The sequence below is a fragment of the Sphingobium sp. BS19 genome (assembly GCF_027925545.1).
Taxonomy (GTDB): domain Bacteria; phylum Pseudomonadota; class Alphaproteobacteria; order Sphingomonadales; family Sphingomonadaceae; genus Sphingobium.
The window spans coordinates 15275-34918 of sequence record NZ_BSEF01000012.1; the positions used below are offsets into that span (position 1 = coordinate 15275).

General features: G+C 58.1%; 34 protein-coding genes. 11 read left to right on the plus strand and 23 right to left on the minus strand.

Annotation, left to right across the window (positions count from 1 at the left end; all coding sequences use genetic code 11):
* Window positions 1–38 precede the first annotated feature (38 nt).
* The 11 genes from QMG56_RS14825 (at window position 39) to QMG56_RS14875 (ending at window position 3878) form a co-directional block, all read left to right on the plus strand.
* The gene (locus QMG56_RS14825) at window positions 39–332 is read left to right on the plus strand and encodes a hypothetical protein (RefSeq protein ID WP_281823058.1); all 294 of its coding nucleotides are present in this window, start codon (window positions 39–41) and stop codon (window positions 330–332) included.
* Window positions 332–673, plus strand: a complete 342-nt coding sequence (locus QMG56_RS14830; protein ID WP_281823059.1) for a hypothetical protein — start codon at window positions 332–334, stop codon at window positions 671–673. Before QMG56_RS14825 ends, QMG56_RS14830 begins: the two co-directional genes overlap by 1 nt.
* The gene (locus QMG56_RS14835) at window positions 670–867 is read left to right on the plus strand and encodes a hypothetical protein (protein ID WP_281823060.1); all 198 of its coding nucleotides are present in this window, start codon (window positions 670–672) and stop codon (window positions 865–867) included. Before QMG56_RS14830 ends, QMG56_RS14835 begins: the two co-directional genes overlap by 4 nt.
* A 251-nt stretch (window positions 868–1118) precedes the next feature.
* Window positions 1119–1313 carry a hypothetical protein gene (locus tag QMG56_RS14840; protein WP_281823061.1) on the plus strand — a complete coding sequence of 65 codons (195 nt, stop codon included), beginning with the start codon at window positions 1119–1121 and terminating at the stop codon, window positions 1311–1313.
* Window positions 1297–1482, plus strand: a complete 186-nt coding sequence (locus QMG56_RS14845) for a hypothetical protein (protein ID WP_281823062.1) — start codon at window positions 1297–1299, stop codon at window positions 1480–1482. Before QMG56_RS14840 ends, QMG56_RS14845 begins: the two co-directional genes overlap by 17 nt.
* Window positions 1482–1811, plus strand: coding sequence for a hypothetical protein (locus QMG56_RS14850; RefSeq protein ID WP_281823063.1), 330 nt, complete (start codon window positions 1482–1484; stop codon window positions 1809–1811). Before QMG56_RS14845 ends, QMG56_RS14850 begins: the two co-directional genes overlap by 1 nt.
* Before the next feature lie 69 nt (window positions 1812–1880).
* Entirely contained in the window at window positions 1881–2057 is a 177-nt protein-coding gene (locus QMG56_RS14855; protein ID WP_281823064.1) for a hypothetical protein, read from the plus strand.
* Window positions 2054–2392 (plus strand): hypothetical protein, encoded by a 339-nt coding sequence (locus QMG56_RS14860; RefSeq protein WP_281823065.1) that lies wholly within the window; start codon window positions 2054–2056, stop codon window positions 2390–2392. The genes QMG56_RS14855 and QMG56_RS14860 overlap by 4 nt, the downstream gene beginning before the upstream one ends.
* Window positions 2389–3279: a hypothetical protein gene (locus QMG56_RS14865; protein ID WP_281823066.1), complete on the plus strand. Its 891-nt coding sequence runs from the start codon at window positions 2389–2391 to the stop codon at window positions 3277–3279. Before QMG56_RS14860 ends, QMG56_RS14865 begins: the two co-directional genes overlap by 4 nt.
* The gene (locus tag QMG56_RS14870) at window positions 3276–3671 is read left to right on the plus strand and encodes a hypothetical protein (RefSeq protein ID WP_281823067.1); all 396 of its coding nucleotides are present in this window, start codon (window positions 3276–3278) and stop codon (window positions 3669–3671) included. Before QMG56_RS14865 ends, QMG56_RS14870 begins: the two co-directional genes overlap by 4 nt.
* Before the next feature lie 42 nt (window positions 3672–3713).
* Window positions 3714–3878, plus strand: a complete 165-nt coding sequence (locus QMG56_RS14875; protein ID WP_281823068.1) for a hypothetical protein — start codon at window positions 3714–3716, stop codon at window positions 3876–3878.
* 3 nt (window positions 3879–3881) lie between these two features.
* Here the strand turns inward: QMG56_RS14875 and QMG56_RS14880 are convergent, their stop codons facing one another.
* The 23 genes from QMG56_RS14880 to QMG56_RS14990 form a co-directional block, all read right to left on the minus strand.
* Window positions 3882–4376, minus strand: coding sequence for a hypothetical protein (locus QMG56_RS14880; RefSeq protein ID WP_281823069.1), 495 nt, complete (start codon window positions 4374–4376; stop codon window positions 3882–3884).
* Window positions 4373–4771: a hypothetical protein gene (locus QMG56_RS14885; RefSeq protein ID WP_281823070.1), complete on the minus strand. Its 399-nt coding sequence runs from the start codon at window positions 4769–4771 to the stop codon at window positions 4373–4375. The genes QMG56_RS14880 and QMG56_RS14885 overlap by 4 nt, the downstream gene beginning before the upstream one ends.
* Window positions 4768–5316 (minus strand): glycoside hydrolase family 108 protein, encoded by a 549-nt coding sequence (locus QMG56_RS14890; RefSeq protein ID WP_281823071.1) that lies wholly within the window; start codon window positions 5314–5316, stop codon window positions 4768–4770. The genes QMG56_RS14885 and QMG56_RS14890 overlap by 4 nt, the downstream gene beginning before the upstream one ends.
* Window position 5317: 1 nt before the next feature.
* The gene (locus QMG56_RS14895) at window positions 5318–5635 is read right to left on the minus strand and encodes a hypothetical protein (RefSeq protein WP_281823072.1); all 318 of its coding nucleotides are present in this window, start codon (window positions 5633–5635) and stop codon (window positions 5318–5320) included.
* Window positions 5636–5732: 97 nt separating this feature from the next.
* Window positions 5733–6062, minus strand: a complete 330-nt coding sequence (locus tag QMG56_RS14900) for a hypothetical protein (RefSeq protein WP_281823073.1) — start codon at window positions 6060–6062, stop codon at window positions 5733–5735.
* Complete coding sequence (locus QMG56_RS14905; protein WP_281823074.1) at window positions 6059–6595, minus strand: DUF4376 domain-containing protein; 537 nt, start codon at window positions 6593–6595, stop codon at window positions 6059–6061. The genes QMG56_RS14900 and QMG56_RS14905 overlap by 4 nt, the downstream gene beginning before the upstream one ends.
* Complete coding sequence (locus QMG56_RS14910) at window positions 6592–9579, minus strand: carbohydrate-binding protein (RefSeq protein WP_281823075.1); 2988 nt, start codon at window positions 9577–9579, stop codon at window positions 6592–6594. The genes QMG56_RS14905 and QMG56_RS14910 overlap by 4 nt, the downstream gene beginning before the upstream one ends.
* Window positions 9576–9989 carry a DUF6950 family protein gene (locus QMG56_RS14915; protein ID WP_281823076.1) on the minus strand — a complete coding sequence of 138 codons (414 nt, stop codon included), beginning with the start codon at window positions 9987–9989 and terminating at the stop codon, window positions 9576–9578. The genes QMG56_RS14910 and QMG56_RS14915 overlap by 4 nt, the downstream gene beginning before the upstream one ends.
* Entirely contained in the window at window positions 9986–10648 is a 663-nt protein-coding gene (locus tag QMG56_RS14920; protein WP_281823077.1) for a hypothetical protein, read from the minus strand. The genes QMG56_RS14915 and QMG56_RS14920 overlap by 4 nt, the downstream gene beginning before the upstream one ends.
* Window positions 10645–11244, minus strand: coding sequence for a hypothetical protein (locus QMG56_RS14925; RefSeq protein WP_281823078.1), 600 nt, complete (start codon window positions 11242–11244; stop codon window positions 10645–10647). The genes QMG56_RS14920 and QMG56_RS14925 overlap by 4 nt, the downstream gene beginning before the upstream one ends.
* Window positions 11245–11590: 346 nt before the next feature.
* On the minus strand, window positions 11591–13606 hold the full coding sequence (locus QMG56_RS14930) for a phage tail length tape measure family protein (protein WP_281823079.1): 2016 nt from the start codon (window positions 13604–13606) through the stop codon (window positions 11591–11593).
* Window positions 13599–13742, minus strand: a complete 144-nt coding sequence (locus tag QMG56_RS14935) for a hypothetical protein (RefSeq protein WP_281823080.1) — start codon at window positions 13740–13742, stop codon at window positions 13599–13601. Before QMG56_RS14935 ends, QMG56_RS14930 begins: the two co-directional genes overlap by 8 nt.
* Window positions 13742–14173, minus strand: a complete 432-nt coding sequence (locus QMG56_RS14940; protein ID WP_281823081.1) for a gene transfer agent family protein — start codon at window positions 14171–14173, stop codon at window positions 13742–13744. The genes QMG56_RS14935 and QMG56_RS14940 overlap by 1 nt, the downstream gene beginning before the upstream one ends.
* Complete coding sequence (locus tag QMG56_RS14945) at window positions 14173–14619, minus strand: phage tail tube protein (RefSeq protein ID WP_281823082.1); 447 nt, start codon at window positions 14617–14619, stop codon at window positions 14173–14175. The genes QMG56_RS14940 and QMG56_RS14945 overlap by 1 nt, the downstream gene beginning before the upstream one ends.
* 51 nt (window positions 14620–14670) lie before the next feature.
* The gene (locus QMG56_RS14950) at window positions 14671–14892 is read right to left on the minus strand and encodes a hypothetical protein (protein WP_281823083.1); all 222 of its coding nucleotides are present in this window, start codon (window positions 14890–14892) and stop codon (window positions 14671–14673) included.
* 66 nt (window positions 14893–14958) lie between these two features.
* The gene (locus tag QMG56_RS14955) at window positions 14959–15201 is read right to left on the minus strand and encodes a hypothetical protein (protein WP_281823084.1); all 243 of its coding nucleotides are present in this window, start codon (window positions 15199–15201) and stop codon (window positions 14959–14961) included.
* 10 nt (window positions 15202–15211) lie between these two features.
* A complete protein-coding gene (locus QMG56_RS14960; RefSeq protein ID WP_281823085.1) occupies window positions 15212–15706 on the minus strand; it encodes a hypothetical protein in 495 nt (164 codons plus the stop codon).
* Window positions 15664–16113, minus strand: a complete 450-nt coding sequence (locus QMG56_RS14965) for a DUF3168 domain-containing protein (RefSeq protein ID WP_281823086.1) — start codon at window positions 16111–16113, stop codon at window positions 15664–15666. The genes QMG56_RS14960 and QMG56_RS14965 overlap by 43 nt, the downstream gene beginning before the upstream one ends.
* On the minus strand, window positions 16113–16523 hold the full coding sequence (locus tag QMG56_RS14970; protein ID WP_281823087.1) for an HK97-gp10 family putative phage morphogenesis protein: 411 nt from the start codon (window positions 16521–16523) through the stop codon (window positions 16113–16115). Before QMG56_RS14970 ends, QMG56_RS14965 begins: the two co-directional genes overlap by 1 nt.
* Entirely contained in the window at window positions 16516–16896 is a 381-nt protein-coding gene (locus QMG56_RS14975) for a hypothetical protein (RefSeq protein ID WP_281823088.1), read from the minus strand. The genes QMG56_RS14970 and QMG56_RS14975 overlap by 8 nt, the downstream gene beginning before the upstream one ends.
* Window positions 16889–17284 carry a DUF4054 domain-containing protein gene (locus QMG56_RS14980; protein WP_281823089.1) on the minus strand — a complete coding sequence of 132 codons (396 nt, stop codon included), beginning with the start codon at window positions 17282–17284 and terminating at the stop codon, window positions 16889–16891. The genes QMG56_RS14975 and QMG56_RS14980 overlap by 8 nt, the downstream gene beginning before the upstream one ends.
* Window positions 17285–17464: 180 nt before the next feature.
* Window positions 17465–17848: a hypothetical protein gene (locus QMG56_RS14985; protein ID WP_281823090.1), complete on the minus strand. Its 384-nt coding sequence runs from the start codon at window positions 17846–17848 to the stop codon at window positions 17465–17467.
* A 26-nt stretch (window positions 17849–17874) separates the two neighbouring features.
* Window positions 17875–19635: a hypothetical protein gene (locus tag QMG56_RS14990; RefSeq protein ID WP_281823091.1), complete on the minus strand. Its 1761-nt coding sequence runs from the start codon at window positions 19633–19635 to the stop codon at window positions 17875–17877.
* Between the last annotated feature and the right edge of the window lie 9 nt (window positions 19636–19644).

Genomic DNA, 19644 nt, shown 5'->3' on the forward strand with positions numbered 1-19644 from the left:
CCACCCCCTCCTGACCAATCACGAAAGGATGTTCGCTCATGGGTGACACAGTAGATCGCAGGGAAGCAGAGCGCGAGGCTCAGGCTGTTTGGCGGTGCGCCATAGGTGATGTTGTCGGTACTTTGGACATTCTGAAAGACAAATGGCTGAGCAGCCGGAAAAAGGCTGAGCGAGAAGCTGGGGCGACATTAGCCAGCGTAATCGACCTTGTTTGGGCCGCTAGATCGCCAACGCCGAAGAACTACAATGAAGCCTTTGATGCAGGACGAAAACTGCAAGCACGGGTGCGCGCCTCCCATCGCCTCCCAACCAACAAGCAAGGGGATTTGTGATGGCAGCATCAACCGCAACGGTTCCTGAAACGATGGAAGGCCTGCGCCGACAGAACAGCGCCTATCGCGCCCTATGTGCTTCAATGGAGGCGATACAAGCAACCTATACCGAGCAGGGCCGAAAATACCAAGAGGCCATCACGACACTGGATAGTGAACGCGAGGCCAATGCAATTCTGACTAAGGATATCGAGCGGCTACGGGAGGCTTTGCAGAAGATTTACGATCTGCCGGGAGAGTTAAACCTTGCAAACTACGACGGATATGAAGTTCGCGAATTGAACGAGAATTTCGTTGAGGCGCTTCTTATCGCAGAAGCCGCGCTAGGCACCCCGTCATGACCTCCGACATCCCCCAGATAGCGGCGCGGGAAGCTGCATGCCGGCTGATCCAGTTTTGCGAACAGTGGTCAACAATGCGCCACGCTGGCGATGAGATACATGGCCTGCAATTTGGCGGTGACAAGTCGGCGTCGTTGACCGTGACCGACATCCTCGCCGTCGCCCAATATCTAAGGAACCAAGACAATGGATAACCTGACCTCATTGATAGCGCGAGTGGAGGGGCTACACGACACCTTGGCCACAGCGCACCCAAGCCTGACACGCGGTCAGGTGTGGTGCCGGACATGTGGATACACCGAGCAGGTTTCGGCGTCCTTCGCAATGAAGCACGGTTGGCCGAAGCATTGCGGGGCCACTATGACGATAGATAGCCCGGAAGAGCAACTCGCCCTTCGCGCCGACCACCTAAACGACACCCTGCCAATTGCGAAGGAGCCGAACGATGTCCAACCGTAAATTCGCGCAAAGCGACTTCGATGAAGTGGGCAATCTTCTTCCCGGCTATGTTGATCAGGAAGGCCGCTATCAGCGTTTCGATCAGCCTATTCGTGTCCCGCTGCCCGATGTGACGCTACTGGAAGGCATGGTAGAATATCAGTCAACACACGGGAGGTTGAGCAATGGAGATATTCATTGAGGGTGGCCGCTTCTGGATGATGAAGGACGGCAAGAAAGTGCCTTACGTTCGCCAGACCAAGGGCGTTGGAACGAACTTCGCCGGGACGCTGGCGAGGAAGCCGGTTGACGACGGATCGCCACCAAAGCGGAAACATCGTCGGACCCTGCCAATTGCGAAGGATGTGTGATGCAGTACGATTGGAATGACCCGCTGCCGTTTGGGAAATACAAAGGCATGCTTATCTCTGAGATCGCTTCCTTCAATCCCAAATATCTAGCGTGGGCAGTTAATAATCTGAGTAAATTCGACCTGACGCCCAATGCCAGAAAGTTAGGCCAGCGCGAACTTAACAAGCATAGGGAGCAGTCGATGCAGCGTCAGAATGGCTGGGCTTGGGGCTTCGGTAAAGCGGTCAAGTCGGCGGCGTCGGCATGGAGCGCGCGGCTTATCCACCTTGAGCATGAAGCGCGCAATCGTGCCGCCAATCGCAAACCCGCCACCAGAGACCAATCATGACCCAAGATAGCGCGGGGATCGTGGATCTGGTCATCGCTGAGTCTATCCTCAACCTTATCCCCGGAGGCGATGATGCGTGAACTGATTGCATCCATAGCACTTGGCTGGGCAGCATATTGGCTGGCTATCGGCGTCGGCATTACTGCCTGGCGCGATTGGACACCCGGCGACGCATCAGACATCGGCGCATGTGTGGCGCTGGGTGTCTGGTTGCTGTCTGCGAAAACGAAAGGAACCACCCCATGACCAACGCACCCGCATCGACGGTCGAGGCGAAGTTGCTGACCCGTCTGGTCGAAGCATACCGCAATAATCCGGTAGGCGTTGCAAAAGCCTGTGATGAGCAGATTGATCGATCTGGCAATTTGCTTGGCTACCTTCGTGAAGCCGCATCCCTCACCACACAGGCGGTTGAGCCGGTGGCTTGGAACGCCGCTTATGCTTTGGCAAAGGCGGCTGGCGCTTTGGTGGTATCGACAGATGGCCGCGAAGATATACGTGCCGAGCGCGAGGCCGTGTTGCAGGCTCTAACCATGTTCGTCGTCCCGCCATCCCTCAAAACCCCGGAGCAAGACGCATGACTGACTGGAAACTTGTGCCGGTCGATTTGACGCATGCTATGCTTGACGCAACCTGTTGCGATGAAGCGGACGACCAGCAAATGCGCGACACATGGAAAGCGCTTCTCCATGCAGCACCAGCCCACCCACCCCAACCTGACGCGCTGGCTAAGGGGGAGAGTGAAGCACTGGATCCGTTATACAATATCTTTGAACTGCACGAGGCGCGCAAGGAGGGCTACAGGACTGCTATGGAAATGGCGCGGTCATCCTCACCGCCAGAACTGGTTAAACGGCTACTTACGTTGAAGCGCATGAGTTCCAGCATTTATGGCCCATTGATCGATCAGACGTGCGCCACCCTCCAATCCCACACCACCCCCGACACAGACTATCAGGCCGATGTAAATAACTGGCTTGCCGAAACGTTCGGGCAAGAAATCGCGGACGACAAGACCGAGCGCAATCACCGCTTTCTGGAAGAGTCGAACGAACTTGCGCATGCCGCTGGATGCACGGCATCGGAGGCGCATCAGATTGTCGATTGGGTTTTCAGCCACCCAAAAGGCGAGGTTGCTGGCGAGATTGGCGACGTGATGAACACGTTGGCCGCGCTGGCAACGGCGCATGACATTGACATGATGACCGCTGCCAAAACCAAAATGGTCGAGTGCTGGGCAAAGATCGAACGGACGCGGGCGAAACATGCGGGGAAGCCGAAGTTTATGCCCACCCCCGACACAGAGGCGGATAGGCTGAGAGATGCGGAAGGCATCTACCGGGCTGGCTTTATGGCAGGTTACCGATTTATAGAAGGCTCACGCGCACCAGACCCGAATCCAAGGGAAGTGCGACGCGCATGGGAATGCTACAAAGATGCAGCCCTCACCACCAAGGACGCGGAATGATGAAGATCGAAGTACGTCGCGCGGCTGAAAATGGACTATCGCGACAGGTTTGGGGCTTTGATGTTAGCCCAAGGCATTCCGGAGAAATCGCTATCAGGCTTGGCCGATATGCGATTGAAGCACGCAAGAAACCGGCAGGCAGATTCTGCGCGGCAGGTCCAGAAGGACGTTGGGATTCATGCGATGAACGGCAATATCATAGTCGATTGCCTCGTCCTACGTTCATCCCCCAGGATGTTATGGACGAGGCCCTCGATTCGATAAAATATTCGTTCTTTATTGGCTGGTGCGATGAAGGTTCGCGCTACACACCTCCCAAGGACGCAGAGGCTTTGGAGCTCCCCGACATTACGATTACCAGCCTGCCACCGATGATTGAGCCTTCTCCTTAACACGTCGCGGGGATGTGTTAAGCTATGCGCAGGAGATAGAACATGGACGATTCCCTAAAAGCCCGTTTCCGCGCTTTTGCCGATAGCTGGAACGATGACGATCAGGTCGATGAGAACGGCTTGACCGGCGCGGATTTGAAGCGGGTTGCGGAGTATCTGCGCGGGGTCGTTATGGTGGAGCGGATTACGTTGGGGCCGCAGGAATGACGGCTACTGCTCACCCGTCACATTGACCGCCGCCTGCTCCGAGACCCAATCCTGTAATTCGATAAGTTGGGCAGTCTGATCTTCCGCCGCCTTTAGTTTGGCAAGAACTCCGTCACAGTCGGCGCCGACATAAGCTTTGCAGGTGGCGTCGGGTAGGACGGGCACTGCCGGGTCTCCGAAACCACCCTTATTGGCTTTGTCGCGCAGGCGGTTGTAGCGAGCAGCAGTGCTGCCGAGACGAGTTTCAATGTCACGGGCCTTCCTTTCGTTGATGGCGTTTTGCTCTCCGGCCACGCGGCGCACATTGGCGCGGTCTTTGGCCATCGCTTCGGCGGTCTTGTCGATTATGACGGTGCGAAAGACGGCGTATTCTGTCGTGACGGCTTGCCAGGACTTTTTGTAGTGGGCGCGGAGGTTGTCGGCGCGCATCCATAATGCGAACAGCAAGGCGATAGGGATCGTCCACCAGAATCTGCGGATGAGCAGAAGGGCAGTCACGCCTTTTCCTCCGTTATCGGAACGGGATTATCAGGCGCATTGACGATCTCCGCCTTGACGGGATCAATCGGCATAGCGTTGGCTGATGCGGTGATGGCTTCAAACGCCTTACTCGTCGTCTCGGCCCGCTTGGCGTCAAGAGCATCGGCGCCTGCCTTGGTGGTGAAGTAGAAACCCAGCGCCATCGTCGCCATGCCTGAAAGCTGGCCGACAATGTACGTAATGATGTCTTTATTTTCCGCAGGGATCGACTTGAAGAACAGCAACGGCAAGACGGTCACGAACGCCGAAATCAGGAAGAACGCCAGCCAGTTGCGAAAGGCGTCGGGGTTGAGTTCTTTCGATGGGCGCGCGATAACCCGCCGCACGGCTGCGTCGAGTTCGTCATGGCTCATGCCAGAGACCCGACGCGATTGGCCAGCCAGCCATAGAAGAACGCTTCATTGGCAGGCCGCGCTTCGGTGATGTCGGCATAGCGACCAACCTGAAAGCCATCCAGCGCCTTAAGCAAGACAACCTCGCCCGCCACGCCGCGCTTATCCTTGAACGCCTTTAGGCCCGCAATCGTCATTGCCCCGATCAGGCCATCCACGGTCATGTCGGGATAAGTTGTCGCGCCGAGATTGAGAAGATTGAGCGCGCGCTGCAGGAATTTCGCGGCAACCGCTGGACCCATATTGATGCCCGTGTCGAACATTTCTTCCGCGACCCTTGGGAACACGGTGGCGACCTGATCGAAGCGGACATCAGTCCAATAGCGGCGCTTGTAGATGGCAACCGCCGTTTCGCGCGGGAATGCTTTCATGTCGCCTTTGTAGGCATAGGCGCGGGCAACCTGCTCCGTCACACCCCAGCGAGTGGGTCCGCCCTTATCGGCGGGGTGATTGCTGTAGCCACCTTCGCGACCAATGACATCGTCAATGAGTTTGTCGATGGTCATCTCATCCCCCGATCAATTTCACGATCAGCCCACCCATGCCAATCGAAGCAAGATAAGGCAGGGTTTTCATGATCCAGCCACCAAGACCGAATGCACCGACGCGCCGGTTTTCAGACGCTTCAAGGATTTTCACACGCGCATCGAGAGCCGCGAGTTCTGCCTTGTTTTCAGCGACAAGCGTGGGAAGGTGCGCCGATTTATCCACGGACCGCATCAAGTCCTCGAACTTTTGCGCCAGATTATTGACTGTGTGAACTACTTCGCGAAGTTGGCCTTCCATTCGTCCCACTGCCAAAGTCATGGAATGATCTTCACTCATCGCGCGCCATCCCGAAGCCGCAGAAGATCAACTGAGGGGATGAGTGGGATATCATACCCATCACCCTAATTCCCTGACTTCGCATGATTTACCGCCGTCACGAATGCCACCGGCCATATAGGCAGTGCGCGACCTCATGCCCCAGCCATTCGGGCTGATAGTCCACATCGGGCGCAACGACGTGGATCGTGCAGGATGCCCGGTCGCCGCTGATCACGCCGAACGCGCGGAGCGACCGGCCTTCTGACACGTCCGCGCCTGCCGCCGAGGCCGCGCCCTGCAGTTCCGACAGGCTGCGATGCTCGACGATGGAGATCTGCACGGTCGGTCGGCGATATTCGGCTTGTTCGAAACGATAGCCGTCCGCGCCGGGGCCGTTGTTGTTGCAGGATGCCAGCGCGAAGGCTGCGACGATGATCCATTTCATTCTGGCCAACCTCCTTCGATATTGATGGCGTTCAGATCCTCGATCGACGTTGCCGCTTCGACCGCCGCTTCCATCTCCTGCTTCACCCCGAACAGCGTTTGCGTCCGCATGCCGATGGCGATGCCAAGTTGCACTAGATCGGCCAATGTGTGAGGCTCGGGCGACTTTTCGAACATCGTCCAGCTAAGTGTTGGCGGCGCTTGGCCCAGCGTCGTCAGTTCGCGCATGAGGCTGACCGCCGACGTGATGCGCGCCTGCGCTTTGTCGTCGCAATCGACCCAGCCCTTCGGCGAGGTGCAACCCTGTCCGAGCACGGCATAGAACCGAGCAGAAATGCTATCCAGCGCCGCCGCCTTGGCCAGTGCGATATCGGAAACCAGTTGCGTTCCGTCCCAGGCATAACGCTGGCGCATGAAGTCGTCTGGAGCGGGCAAGACGGCATAGCCATCGTCCGCATAGTCCGACGCATCATGCACGAAGAACACAGCCCCGCTGGCCTTCTCGATCACGGCGTTGAAGGGTTCGTCACTCATGCCCGGAAATAACTCCTTTCCAGCTGAACGTCGCCGTTGGGCGAAGACATCACCGTGGTCGCCCGGATCTCGTATGTCTGCGACACGCCGGTTGAATTGGTGATGGTGCCGACCGCACCAACCGCCACGAAGCTGGCATCTGTTTCGGAATTGCTCGCCAGCGTCGTCCAGCTTCCCGCACCGACAAGCCTGAATTCGGTCGTGATCGATTGCGTGCGCGGCCCGACAGATAGCGCAACCCGTATGCGCGCCGTGACGGCAATGGCCTGCGACGGGTCGAGCGCGCGAATGATCGGGCCGAAAGTATCGTTCTGGCTGTCGATCACGATGGTGGTCGCGGCCAGATTGATCGCTTGCGCCTCGAATATGGAAGGAGCCGACCATGCGCCTATCAGCGTCACGCCATCGGCGCTCAGTATCCGGCCATCGCTTCGCCATAGCGGTGTACCGTCTTCAGCAGGCTTGCTGGTCGACCATCCCGAGGGCGTGAGGTTGCCCGTGGGCGTGGCCGGTGCCGACCCTTGGCGGCGGTAGATGGCGATGACGGTGTCGCCCGTTGCGCCGGGATCGCCGTCAGTTCCGTTGCTGCCATCATCGCCAGCCTTGCCCGCCGCCGCAAAGGTTATATTTTCAATGCGTCCGCCAATCAGCGCGATTGCGCTGTCGAAATAGAGCCGCAAATCAGGGGATGCCCCGACTATGCGCGCAAGGCTTGCCCCGTATAAATATCTAACATCTTTTCCGTCATAGACGACTTGGCAAATCGTCCCCGCGACGTATGCCCCGACCGTTTGAATAAACGAGCCATTCTCAAAAACGTTAATAACCCCGGCGCTGGGGTCATAGTGGTACGCGAAATCAATATCGGTGTAACTGGCTGTCGTCGTCGGGTCGGTATTGAGGCCCGCCATCGCCTCTTGCCCCGTGACGAAGGTAAAGCTCGTTTGTGCGGCACCTCTAAAATTCTCGCTCGAATAGACGGACGCTTCACCCCACGCTGGCGACGCACTGCCCGCTATTTTCTGCGCAAAGTTTGGCCCTACGATCGAGTTACTATTGAAATTGACCAGCCCGAAATTCGCTGGACCGCGATAGGCTGACCACTGGTAATCCGCAGGGTTCGTGGATTCGGTCGATGTCGTCTTGTTTGCCGCAATGCCGATATACGCGCGACCGCCCGGTGAACTTGTTATGAAATTTACCGTACCATCTGCGCTGTCGGCATAGGCTATCCATGTGTAAGTCGTTACCCCATCAGCGCCGGGTGCACCGGGAGCGCCATCAGAACCCGGTGCGCCACCCTCAGCATAGAGAATAAAGAACGCATTGGGCGGTGGGCTACCAGACACAGAGATATGCGCTTCAAGCGAACGATATGCCGAACCGCCATAAGTGACCAGATCGCCGACCTCGTATGTCTCCCCCGCTACCCATTCGCCGCGCGGGTTGGTCCGGTTCGCGTCTATATCCTGATAAACCGGATCCAGATACGGGTCATATGTCGTCGGCGCGACGGGCGCGATGGCTGGCCGTTCGTCAGCATCCCACAGATAGATATTCGCATTTTCCTCACGTAGCGTCATGCGCGCGGTGCCATCAACCTGCACATCGGTATCGACCACGCGAAACAGCTTGTTCGTAAAGCCGAGCGGGGAGAACGACAGCCGGACCACATCGCCCTTCTGCACCTTCCACGCGCGATGAGAGAATGACGCCGAGAACATGCCGGAATACTGCATCCGGGCGATGCGCTGCTTGGCGAGGCGTTGGGCTTGCGGTGCGTTTTGGACCAATCCGAAATCTACCGTCTCGACGCGCTCTATGCCATCAGGGCTATCGATCCGCACTTCCGGGTAATCGACCGCCTGAAACAGCGATGTGTTCGATGGGTCGATGAACGTCCCGCGCACCACATTGAACGTCTCATCAAGCGCTGCGGTCTGATCCCATGTGAATGCACCGAGAATGTCGTCCTCGGTGAAATCGGCGATAGGCGAACCAAGGTCGTTATGCAGGACGGTGAGGCGCAGCTTGCCATCAACATCATCCAGCGTGGCATTCATCGACGCCTTGAATTGATCCAGCACCGTTGATGTGGCGTCGGATTCCGAGAATATGCCCGCCGTCCGGTAGCGTGGCTGTGTCCCGCCTGCAGCCAGAGTTACCGACTCGTCGCACAGATTCGCCGCGGTAATGAACGACTGCATGTCGATGCGTTTAGCGGAGATGCCTTTGCCGACCGCCAGCTTGCCGTTGATGCGCCACCCCAAGAGATACCAGAGCATTTGCAGCGCGGGGTTATTGGATGCGCTGTCTGACCATATCCATGTTGCTTGATTGTCGGCACGGCACGAACCGCTGCCACCCGGCACGGTGCTATCAAGGCGCGGGTCATAGACGAATGCGCCCTTGCCCTTGATCGTGACACGGGTCGGGATGGACTGCGCGAACGGGCTTTCGGCCTTCTTGCTATTACCGGTTAGCTTGTAGCGGAGATAGACCCACGCAAGCCCGGTGAAGCGCCGCGACGTTCCCATGCGCGGGCCGATGTTCTTGGCGTTCGATGCGTTACCTTCAACGTAGCACTCCACGCCGAGATATCCCAGATAGTCCGCCGTGAATCCACCAGCATCCGACCATGCCAACTTGTCATCGAACCATATCTCATCGATCGATTGGACCTTGTGACTGGCGACGACCAGAAAGCGGTGGAGAAACTCCTGCCCGTCCTGATATTCCTGATCACGGATGTCTGTTGCAAGCGCGGTCGTGCCGAGAACGAACTTGCGCGGCGTCTTGGGGTCAAGATTGGCATTGAGGCGGTCGGCGGTGGCGGGGGATGTGGATGGCGCCTTGGGTTTCTTGGCCAGCAAGGATGAGCCAAGCGTGCCAAGGGCAGAACCTAGTGCGGCGCCTGCGGGGCCAGCAATAATAAACCCACCGATTGTCAGCGCAATCGGCAGAACTGTGCGAATAATCTTCATTCGCCGACACCCCAAGCGCGCACCCATTCGGCACGAGGGACACGGACCAAACCTTCGCGCTCACCTTCGCGCCCGACGAACAGAGCATGGGAACCGACACAGACACCAACGCCGCCGTCATGCATAACGACATCGCCGCGCCGTGCGTATCCAATGGGTTTAACAGGCAGCAGTGTGTCGAATGTCGCTTCTAAGGTGCCAGCGCCGTAGCGTTTCAGTGCGCGCGCCGACCCGGCTGCGGTGGAGTATTTGCCACGGAATGGCGCGGCGATGTCGTGGCCGGTCATGGCAAGCACGGCATTTGCGGCAAAAAGGGCGCAGTCTAATTCGCCCCACGTAAATTCTGCGTCAGCAACGGACGCCAGATAATCGGCCAGCGCCTGCTCCCATGTGGAGATGCGCTCTATCATTTGAGCAGCCCGCCGAATGTGAAGCCGTTGATCCCGCGAAGGTTGGGGATCATTCCCGGCGTCGCGGTATTCGATGTCAGCGGGTTAGCCGAATTGCCGTTTGCAATGGCAATGGCTGCGCGCGCGGATAGATCGCCGCTGTCGTACTTTTCCTGATCGAGATATGTCCTGTTCGACGGTGCCGCCAAAGCCGCTAGATAGCTTTCAATCGCGACTTCGATAGTCTGGCCAGCGGGATCGCCAGAGATGCGCACCGATGTCATCGTGCCAGTGTAGTAATGCTGGATCGCGCCTTGCTGCGTACCGTTGCCGTCGCGGATCATGCGCCACAGCAGCGCCTCACGACCTTGCCAGTTCGCGGAATTGCCGAGCGTGTTGAGTGTGTCGTTGTCGATGTCGCGCAGTCCGGACAGCTTAGCGGTGACCTGTTCCGATCCACCTTCCTTCATGCGAACCGGGCTGATGTCCACGAAATCGCTGGATATGCCTGCGAACAGGAAACCGTCTATCTCGGCAATGCCGCTACCGGTGATGGTGATATCGACGCCCAATGTGGTACAGCGGACAGGATCGCCAACGATGTCGAGGAACACGAAGAAGCCGGGGCGGATAAAGTCCTGATCCAGAGCCGCCGATGCGGTTGCGTCAGGACGGCTCATAGCGCTTCCTCGGCAGCTATGGTGATCGCGGTAACGCCGTTATCGACAGTCCATCCCTGCCGCCCTTCGAGCAGGCTGCACACGATGAACGGGTCTATGGTTTCGACGCTCGAACCGGTCGCGGGAATTTCGGTCAACGCTGGCTCGAATGATGCAGTGCCCAATCCGGAACTGTTGGAAGTCAGGTCGGCAGTCAGGAGCAGCAGCCGCCAACGTCCAGACGGCAGAATTGCGGTCAGGTATTGACCAGCCTGCAAAACGGTCGCCGATGCAGGCATGCCCGCAACGGGTAGGGTGTTACCCGCCGTTGCGCCCGCTCTTACAGTCGGATTTGATCCGGTGCGCTGGCTACAGGCGACCTGAATGGCAAAACTGTTGACCGGGCCACGAGCGGCGGCAAAGAACGCACGCCAAGGCCGTTCTTCCATCTCGGTGGTCAGTGCAGGGATACTGGCGGAAACATACCATTTCTGCAGACCCGGCATCCCGGTAATGCGTCGGCGTCCCGTCCACTCCGAGCGATTGACCTGAAAGTTCTGATCCAGTTCGACCGTCAGCTTTTCAAAGTCTTGGGAAGGCAGGGTGATAAGCGCCATGCGGCGAAACTAGTCCGACGCAGCGCCTCGATTTACCGCCGTCAGAGGCGGGACTATCGTGCGGCAGGAAACAGGGAGAATGATTCGTGCCGCACAAAAAGGACAAGATTTACGGAGAGTGGGTGGTCAGTACGCATCCCTCGACATCGGTCCACGCGGATCGAATACTTGGCGCCCAAGTCTTACATGATAGCCAAGGTCGGCCAGAGTGGGTTGACGTTCAATGGCAGGATGGTTCGACGGTTTACGAATTGCAGATAGATTTTCCGAACGCTTTATTTCTTCTCTCATTACTCAAGTCCTTGCAGTTAGATTCTGGTGTTCCATTTCCTGATGATCCGAGAGGCTAGAGGCGTGGGCGGGACAGTTGGGCGACAGCGATGTTGGCGCCGTTCTGGGCGATAGCGCCTGCGCTGCGCTGGATTTGCACTGCGGAGACTTGCGCCGATGTTTCCACGACACGGGCTGTCAGCATGTCATTGTCGAGACTGATTTGAACGCGGATACTGCCGCCGCCTTGCGATGCTGCTGGAATAGCCGACACCCCGGCCATAGACGACGCCGCCTGACCGTTCGCCATAGCCTCTAGGTTCGCAACACCGATGCGATTGACGGCAGACGCAGGGACGACATATTCGCCCTTATGAACAAGGCCAGCGACTTCATCGCGTGGGCCGTCCCCAGTGTATCCGCCTGATTGGAACAGTTGGCCAGCGTCGAGTGATGCTTGGGATTTCCCTGTTCCTTTGAAACCACCTTTTCCAAAGATCGACCCAAAGGCAGAAGCGAACGCACCACCTATCGACCCACCGCTGCCACTGGCCTGACTGATGGTAAAGCGCGCCAACGTCTCAGCAATGACTCGGAAGCCGATGGACTTGAAATCCTGCCAGATCGCTTTCGTACCGCCCTGAAACAAATCCTCATAAAGATTGGCGACAGTGCGGATCTGATCTTCCTGCTTGCGGCGCAAGTCCTCCGCTATAACGCTATTCGCCTCGATTGCGGTATCCCGGCGATAATCCTGTTCGCGCGCGATACCTTCGCGGCTGATGCCTGCGTTCTGGATAGGGTCATTTGCGCCGCCTATCTCATAGCCAAGCACGCCCTGCAGTTGCTTGTTCGCAGCCTCCGCAACAGCCTTTGCCTGATCCGCCGCAGCGCTGATCTTGTAGCCGATAGCATCGCCCTGGCTAAGCTTGCCCGCGCCTACCAGCTTATCGATCTGGGCAAGTGTGTCATTGAAATCGGCCACAGCCTTGCGCGCGGGATCGAACTTCGATGTTACAGCGTCAAGCGCCTGCTCAAGCTCGCGCTGGGCGGATGCATGTTCGCGGACAGCTTTAGCCGCTTCCCGGTCGCTGCCTGTCTTGCGCTTCGTGGCAGTGTCAGACTTGTTGGTCGCCTCAACCTCAGCGTCACGGCGACGGATAAGGGCGATATTCTGCGCCTCGTAATCCTTCGCGCTCACTTTGCCCGCAGCATAACGGTCGTTCAGCTTCGCAATAGCCCGGTCATACCGTCCCGTTGCAGCAGCAGCGCCGTCCGTTGCCTCCTGTGCCGCACGTTGACGCCGGGGAATGTCGGCGCGTCGAACCGCATCGCCGGTCTGGTTTATCAGCGTGCCTTGCTGGGCGATAAGCGCATTCAGGCGGGCAACATCACGTTCGCTGTTTTGTGCTACATAGTTGCCACCGAAGTTCGCTGAACGACCGCCGACTGCGCCGAGATTGTCCCGGACAGCCTGCGCGCGCGCTGCCTTAAGAAGTTCAACCGTCGCGACGCGGACGGCGCGGGCCTTTTCCAGTTGAGCCGCAGCTTCACGATACGCCTGATCTTCATTCTGCTGCGATGTGGCGATAGCGCCCTTGGTCGCGGCGGTTAGGTCAAGCGTTGCCTGCTGCAATGTCTTTGACGATTTTGTCTTGGCGTCGTCAGCGTCTGCACCGTCGAACATGGCGGACGCCAGCACGCCGACAACCGATGCAGCAGCCAGCAATGCAGCGCCCCACGGACCCGCGAAGAACGCCGCGACCTTTGCGGCACGTCCACCTGTGTCTGCCAACGCATCGGCAACCTGTGGCGCCTGCTGTGCCAAGACAAGGAACGGACTACTGCCGGATGCCAGCGACGCGCCAACGTCAGCAAATTGACGGCCAAGATTGCGGGACGCGTTGGCCATGCGCCCGGTGTTATCCACAACAAGGGTTGCTGAACGGCGGATCGAATGCTCTGCCCGCGTCGCCGACTGTTCGACGCGCGACATAGTGCCATCGACAACCCGGCCATGTTCGACCAGCTTGCGATTCGCCTCGTCAACCCGCGCCTCGATTGTCAATATTACCGATTCAGCGTCAGCCATTGCTATGCGCCTTCATGAAATTGCGCAGACGTGCTACGTCCGGTTCCGCCTTGGGTTCGCCGCCGTGAATGACGTTCCAGTTCCACAATAGCGCCCCATATTCCCACCACGTCAGCGTACGCCAATCCGTTCCCATCAAGGCGCAGTTTGCGATGACCCGTCCAAAGTCGATGTCGTATCTGATGCCGGAACCTCGTCCGGCGCTGCTTTTTTTGGCGGATCGTAACCCTCGACGCGGGCCATCAGGATTGCAGCAGCCAAAGCCCACGATTCACGCAATGGGGCGGGGTGGCAGTAGCGTTCGACCAGCTTCTTGGCTTCCGTTGCCGGAATGCCGCCGCCGATCAGGCCAAGCCGGATTGTCTCGAATAGGTCTATGTCAAAGGCTTCACCCTGCCATGCCATCCCGATAGGTTCGCCATCGAGAACGCCACGGCCACGCATGACACGGCCATAGATAGCGAACACACCGGCGCCGCACTTTTCCTGTAATTCGGCCAGTTGCGGCAGTTTCAGGTCAAAGGTGTAGGTGCCATCTGCAAAGTCCAGATCGATGGCGGCTTTCATCAGGTGGCGGCGGTCCAGACGAGCAAGCCTTCACCGGCAAGGGTGATTTCAAGGCTGCTGTCACCATCGGTCGTCATGGACTGGTTGCGGGTCGTCATCATGGCGGTCCCGGCATAGGTTCCCATCAGGTCGCCAGTGTCGCTGCCGTCATCCTTGTAGAGTTCGACCTGATAGGCTTCGATGACGCCGAGATTGGTGGACAATTCGTCCTCCAAATCGACGTTGATAACGCCAGACCCGCTGATTTCCCAAGTCCGGCCCGTCGCCTTTAGCTTGCGCTGCCCCGGCAGATTGGGCTTTGCGCAGTCACGGCGGAAACGTTCGGAGGTCGCTACGCTCTCGTTGATCGTGACGGACTCGATGCCGCAAAGGAGCGTGTAAACGTCTGGGCCGGTCGCCGTGCGCAATTTGATAAGCGCAAAATCCGGTTCATTGGGAAGGGACACCGCGTAATCTCCAGCCAGTCGTAAAGGTTGGCAAGAGAGTAGGGCAGGGCGTCAGCTAGCTTTACCGCCGTCAGGGACGATGTGAAACTGCGCGCGCGCTTGGGTGGCCTGGAAGTCGGACGCCGTCTCGACGTTGGCGTGCATCAGGATCGCGCGCATGTTGTGGGCTGCATCTGCTTCACCTTCGCGGTCCAGTTGATCCGCGCAATTGAGGATGTCGCGTTCGCTGACCAGCCCTTTGTGGAGGAACAGGACGGCCAGTTCGCGCATCATGAGTTGAGCATTGAAGCCGTCGGACATCGCCGGACGGTAGGGGAAAGCAGCGCGGATTGGAAGACGCTATTGAATGGCCCGCTTCGTGCTGACGGTAAGGCAGTGAGTGTCGCGGACCATATCCCAGCGCTCATACTGAGCCTTGTCGCCAGCATCGAGATAGGTCTGCGCGACTTTTCCGGCCTCAGCGCATCGTTCTTCGTCGGTGCCGCTTTCGTTCACGATCTCATAAGCGCGCTCGGCCTGACGTGCCGCGCTGTTGCATCCCGCCAGCGCGATACATATCGCACCGGCTAGGAATGATCGCAAAAAGGTGCGGTTAAAGCGCAGGGGCCATTACCTCCTTACGTTCATAATCGGCCTGATGTTCGGCGAAACTTTCCTGATCAACAATCTGCAGATCCGCGCGGCCCGTCATGAAACCCGGCTTGATCTGGCAGCGAACGTACTTCGTCTGCCCCGGCGCCACATTGATTTCAACGCTGGCCGTCTTGTTCGACAGGATATAGCTACCCGCTGGCACCGCCCATTCACCGTATTTGCCGCGCCCTAGTTCGATGATCTCTTGACCCTTGAACCTGATGGGGCATGCGAGAGCAAGGCCCATAACGCCGCCGCCACGATACATTACGATTTTGCCGCCTTGCGCTGCGGGGGCTACTGTTGGCGCGGGTGCTGGAACAGGATCGGTAGGCACGACATCTTGCGCGGCCAAAGCCAAAAATGCGGCGACGTAATAAATCATAGTTCCCCCAATCGAATCGTTGTCGATCAGCTCATAACCCGGATCACGAAATCTTGCACGGTATGCCATGCGTCGGCCTCATCGCCATCGCGCATAAGCTGAGACGACCGCCAACGGACATGGGCAATGGCTTCGTACGAACTGCCCAGCACAAGGCGGCGCTTGTCGATCGATGACGCAATGGCAGCGCCGATCCTGCCTGCATGATCTTCTGCGCTTTCGACCAGCGCGCCAGATCCATTGTAGCGAGGCTTGGCGAACCCGTGGATCGTGACGCGCAACTCTTGCCCATCGACGCAGGCGGCACGAACTGGCGTTGTAGATACAGCCCCATAGCGGACGAACGGCCATAGAAGGGCTGCAGGTGCAGTGCCGGGGTATATCTGGCCCGCTGGTACAATGCCGATCAGAACGGTGTCATCCTTCATGGTCGCCAGTACGGCACGGCGGACAGCGATGGTCGAGTCTCTAGCCATTAGCCCGCGCTCCTGATCGCCTTGTTGACGGCGCCGGTAATCATAGCTTTGATCTCGGTGCGGTTCTTATCGAGGGCAGGGCGCATATAGGGACGCTCGCCCATGCGCGACGTGCCGTATTCCAGATGACGCGCATATGGCGCATTGGACGACACCTCAACAATCAGCGGCGCGCGTTGGGTCGTCTCGATATTGTTGGCCAAGACGCCAGTGTCATTGTTGGGCGCTTCCCCAGGCGCTGACGGAATATGCCCCGCGCCCGACACAGAACCGCTGGTGATGCTGATCTGTGCATCGACCTGCACCATCTCGCCCGCGACGAACAGTACTGCGCCAACCTGCTTAACCGCCTCCGGCCCGATGCGCTTGATCTTGCGGCTATAGCCGTCGCCGCCAGTGAGCCTAGCCACGACGCCCCCTGCCAGCCCATCCCAGAGCCGCGCTATCCCGCTCGATCAGCGAAACCATCCAACGACCAGCGTGTGGACCTTCAAGGACTTCAACAACAGCATCAGTGTCCAGTGTGCCGGTGAGCGTCGCCGCAAGGATGATGATCGCCACATCGGTGGAGGCATAGCCCTCAGCCTCCCGCATCCGCTGCGTGGCGACATCGACCTGCACCATGCAATCACGCAACACCGGCTGACGGGACGATTCAATGCTGCCACCATCGTCATAAATCACATCGACCTGATCAATCACCCGGCCAGCCCAATACGGCGCGCCAAGCAATGCGCCAAAGCCCAACGCTATCTCCGAAAAGGCAGCGGCAAGATCAGGCACAGGTCACGATGCCCATGACAAGGCGCGGGCCACCGAATAGGCGGCGTTGCAGGTCGGCGAGTTGCTGGCCGTAGATGGTTGCGGCATATCCGCCCTTGGCCCGTTGCGCTGCGACCGATTCAGAGATGGACGCACTGAACTGTCCGGATTTGAACGATGTTGCCCCGGTCGCGACGATGCCAGCCAGCGCCGACGAGATGCCAACACTGTTCGTTTTTAACAAATGGGCCAGCAGTAATTCTGTCCCGTCGCGCTGATAATCTGCGTACTTTTCCCCGATGCGCTGTTCTGCTTTAGGTAGCCAAGCGTTGAACTGGTCGTCCGTGATCGCCGCGAACTCCGTGTAAAGCGTCGTAAATTCGGCTTTCGTGGGCGATGTGTAGGGCATGGCTTAGGCTAGACTGCGGGGTAGGGGAGAATTACCGCCGTCAGGTTGGCGCAACAATCCACGATCTGGCGCGTATCTCATATCGACGGCGGGGCTTTAGCGGATCTGTGGCCCGTCGTAAGAGCGGCGGCGACCGGACTTTGTACACCCGGTCGCCGTCGTTCGGTTTGCCGTCAGGTGCTACTGCTGCTGTTTGCAGCCTACGAGGATCGCGCATGCCTGAGTGTGATAGGCCCGCACCTTGACCGCATACTTATTGAAGAACTTGCGGTTGCGATCCTGACGCCCGACCGAAGCATAGGCAAAGGCCGTCGTCAGCTTCGTGTAGATCGGATAAGCCTTACGGTGGTTCGCGAAGTTGTTTTCGCGATTGGCCGGATTGTTCAGTGCCTGACCGACATCATTCATAAGGACGGACAAGGCGTCCAGTTCGGCTTTAGGGACAACTTTTTCCCGTAGAGCTTCGGCTTCTGCGCGGGGAGTCTGCCATGGGACAGGCTGCGCGATTACAGCGGTCGGGATGCATAGCGCAAGTGCAATAGTGGTGATGATAGTACGTAACATAGGTAGTCTCCTTCGGTGGTAGTTGGTTATCCAGCCCAGCCTTGGTTGCCGCTGGTGGTTCCGGTGATGGTGCCGGTGCTGTTCAAGCCGACTGCACCTGTGAGATTGCCAGCGAAACGGTTGTCGGAAACGATAGCGTCGGTGATGGCTACCCCCGCTGCTACTTCAAGGCCGTAGGTCTGGGTCGGTGAACCCTTGTCATCGTAGAGATCACAATCGCTGAGCCTGAACCCAGCGATAGGAACGCCGACATAGACAGCGGAACGAATGCCAGAGCCTGCCGTTCCGTTATTGTAGGCGCTCAGATTGCTAATGCTGACGTTCTTCATAGGTGCGGTGCCCACGAAGGCGATGGCCGGACCGGCGCAATTGTATATCTCGTTATCCTTGAGGCACATATTGCTGAGCGGGTTCCCAACAGTCGCGCTCGTGCGAATGACAACAGCCCCCTCCGGGCTAGTGCACCCGGTAATCTTGTTGTCGTTTATGCTGTAGCGCGCACTCGTGGCAGGCCCGCCGCCGTCAGCAAAGCTGCCCTCGATCCCGATTGCCGTATTGCGGATGACATTGGCTGTGATCAGGCCCTCCGCACCAACTGGCGAACTACCGCTAACCCCGCCGCGAATGGAAATGCCGCTGCCCGCGCCTTCGCCCGTGATCTTGTTATTTGCGATCATTAGGCCCGTGCAGCCATTGTCGCCAATACCGGAATACGCAGACGGCCCCATATGAACGATGTTGTTTGCGATAAGGTATTCGCCAGCAGCGCGTAGTGTGGCACTTTGCGTCTCAAAGAAGATGGCGTGTTTCCGGGAATTGTAGACCTGATTGCCCGTACAGACGATGCTCTCATAGCGATTTGTCTGCGGGACAGTGGCGTCCGTAACGCCTATGCCTACGCCCGCGCCGCCCGACTGGCCAGTATTCAGGCGACCGGGATCGATAATCACGTTGTCCTGAATGAACGTATCCACAAGGAAATCCACGCCGATGCAGCTTGCGGGCGATCCAGAAAGCCAAAGGCGACGGAACACGCCGCGTAACATGTTCTGGATATAGAATGCCTTTTTCGTAACGGCGTAAGATGCAAGAATAACATCGTCTTGGTCGATTCCAAAGTCTTCATACCGAGTATCGATATAGAGGCCGGATAGGCCATTAAATACTGCAGCGCCCATGTTTGGCGTGAGGTACTTAAGAACCGTTGCGCGCATTCCCTTGCCACGCCAGCTAACGAGGCTGGTCGCTCCGATGCCATCGGTAATGACGATAATTCCGGTGGGCATATCCACTACGCACGGAAGGCTGGTGTACGCTGCCTTCGCGGCTGCCGCCGCCCCCGCATTGGCAAGCGCGGTCTGGTTTGGCGTTCCGAATACAGCGCTTAGGTTTGAAACGGTGCGACCAGCATTCAGGGCCGTGGATCCGCCCTGCGTGGTGACAAGGCTTGCCGAACCACTGGAAGTGCTGCCAATGAAGCCAGAGATTGCCGTCGTTGTTGTGGCGGCGTTGCGGATCGTGATCGCCTTACCAACGTCTGCCGCCGTGAACTGATAGGCCACGCTGTTGATGACGTTACTTGCGTTCGTCACAGAAACGTCGGCAAGTTCCAGCCCGTCTGCGACTACACCATGATCCAGCGCATTGATGACGCCGCCGACGATGTAGGTGTGAAGCTGAGAGGGTGTAGTGTGCGCAGGCGAAGAGGTCGGCGACGTATCAATTGGGATGCGTCCTACGCTCAGCAGAGTGGAGGATAATAGCGGTGCTGCGTAAATTGAAGTCATAATTCGGTA

Coding starts and splice junctions, on each gene's coding strand:
- QMG56_RS14825 (WP_281823058.1), top strand. CDS start 39: ATGGGTGACACAGTAGATCGCAGGGAAGCAGAGCGCGAGGCTCAGGCT.
- QMG56_RS14830 (WP_281823059.1), top strand. CDS start 332: ATGGCAGCATCAACCGCAACGGTTCCTGAAACGATGGAAGGCCTGCGC.
- QMG56_RS14835 (WP_281823060.1), top strand. CDS start 670: ATGACCTCCGACATCCCCCAGATAGCGGCGCGGGAAGCTGCATGCCGG.
- QMG56_RS14840 (WP_281823061.1), top strand. CDS start 1,119: ATGTCCAACCGTAAATTCGCGCAAAGCGACTTCGATGAAGTGGGCAAT.
- QMG56_RS14845 (WP_281823062.1), top strand. CDS start 1,297: ATGGAGATATTCATTGAGGGTGGCCGCTTCTGGATGATGAAGGACGGC.
- QMG56_RS14850 (WP_281823063.1), top strand. CDS start 1,482: ATGCAGTACGATTGGAATGACCCGCTGCCGTTTGGGAAATACAAAGGC.
- QMG56_RS14855 (WP_281823064.1), top strand. CDS start 1,881: ATGATGCGTGAACTGATTGCATCCATAGCACTTGGCTGGGCAGCATAT.
- QMG56_RS14860 (WP_281823065.1), top strand. CDS start 2,054: ATGACCAACGCACCCGCATCGACGGTCGAGGCGAAGTTGCTGACCCGT.
- QMG56_RS14865 (WP_281823066.1), top strand. CDS start 2,389: ATGACTGACTGGAAACTTGTGCCGGTCGATTTGACGCATGCTATGCTT.
- QMG56_RS14870 (WP_281823067.1), top strand. CDS start 3,276: ATGATGAAGATCGAAGTACGTCGCGCGGCTGAAAATGGACTATCGCGA.
- QMG56_RS14875 (WP_281823068.1), top strand. CDS start 3,714: ATGGACGATTCCCTAAAAGCCCGTTTCCGCGCTTTTGCCGATAGCTGG.
- QMG56_RS14885 (WP_281823070.1), bottom strand. CDS start 4,771: ATGAGCCATGACGAACTCGACGCAGCCGTGCGGCGGGTTATCGCGCGC.
- QMG56_RS14890 (WP_281823071.1), bottom strand. CDS start 5,316: ATGACCATCGACAAACTCATTGACGATGTCATTGGTCGCGAAGGTGGC.
- QMG56_RS14895 (WP_281823072.1), bottom strand. CDS start 5,635: ATGAGTGAAGATCATTCCATGACTTTGGCAGTGGGACGAATGGAAGGC.
- QMG56_RS14900 (WP_281823073.1), bottom strand. CDS start 6,062: ATGAAATGGATCATCGTCGCAGCCTTCGCGCTGGCATCCTGCAACAAC.
- QMG56_RS14905 (WP_281823074.1), bottom strand. CDS start 6,595: ATGAGTGACGAACCCTTCAACGCCGTGATCGAGAAGGCCAGCGGGGCT.
- QMG56_RS14910 (WP_281823075.1), bottom strand. CDS start 9,579: ATGAAGATTATTCGCACAGTTCTGCCGATTGCGCTGACAATCGGTGGG.
- QMG56_RS14915 (WP_281823076.1), bottom strand. CDS start 9,989: ATGATAGAGCGCATCTCCACATGGGAGCAGGCGCTGGCCGATTATCTG.
- QMG56_RS14920 (WP_281823077.1), bottom strand. CDS start 10,648: ATGAGCCGTCCTGACGCAACCGCATCGGCGGCTCTGGATCAGGACTTT.
- QMG56_RS14925 (WP_281823078.1), bottom strand. CDS start 11,244: ATGGCGCTTATCACCCTGCCTTCCCAAGACTTTGAAAAGCTGACGGTC.
- QMG56_RS14930 (WP_281823079.1), bottom strand. CDS start 13,606: ATGGCTGACGCTGAATCGGTAATATTGACAATCGAGGCGCGGGTTGAC.
- QMG56_RS14935 (WP_281823080.1), bottom strand. CDS start 13,742: ATGGGAACGGATTGGCGTACGCTGACGTGGTGGGAATATGGGGCGCTA.
- QMG56_RS14940 (WP_281823081.1), bottom strand. CDS start 14,173: ATGAAAGCCGCCATCGATCTGGACTTTGCAGATGGCACCTACACCTTT.
- QMG56_RS14950 (WP_281823083.1), bottom strand. CDS start 14,892: ATGATGCGCGAACTGGCCGTCCTGTTCCTCCACAAAGGGCTGGTCAGC.
- QMG56_RS14960 (WP_281823085.1), bottom strand. CDS start 15,706: ATGGCATACCGTGCAAGATTTCGTGATCCGGGTTATGAGCTGATCGAC.
- QMG56_RS14965 (WP_281823086.1), bottom strand. CDS start 16,113: ATGGCTAGAGACTCGACCATCGCTGTCCGCCGTGCCGTACTGGCGACC.
- QMG56_RS14980 (WP_281823089.1), bottom strand. CDS start 17,284: ATGCCCTACACATCGCCCACGAAAGCCGAATTTACGACGCTTTACACG.
- QMG56_RS14985 (WP_281823090.1), bottom strand. CDS start 17,848: ATGTTACGTACTATCATCACCACTATTGCACTTGCGCTATGCATCCCG.
- QMG56_RS14990 (WP_281823091.1), bottom strand. CDS start 19,635: ATGACTTCAATTTACGCAGCACCGCTATTATCCTCCACTCTGCTGAGC.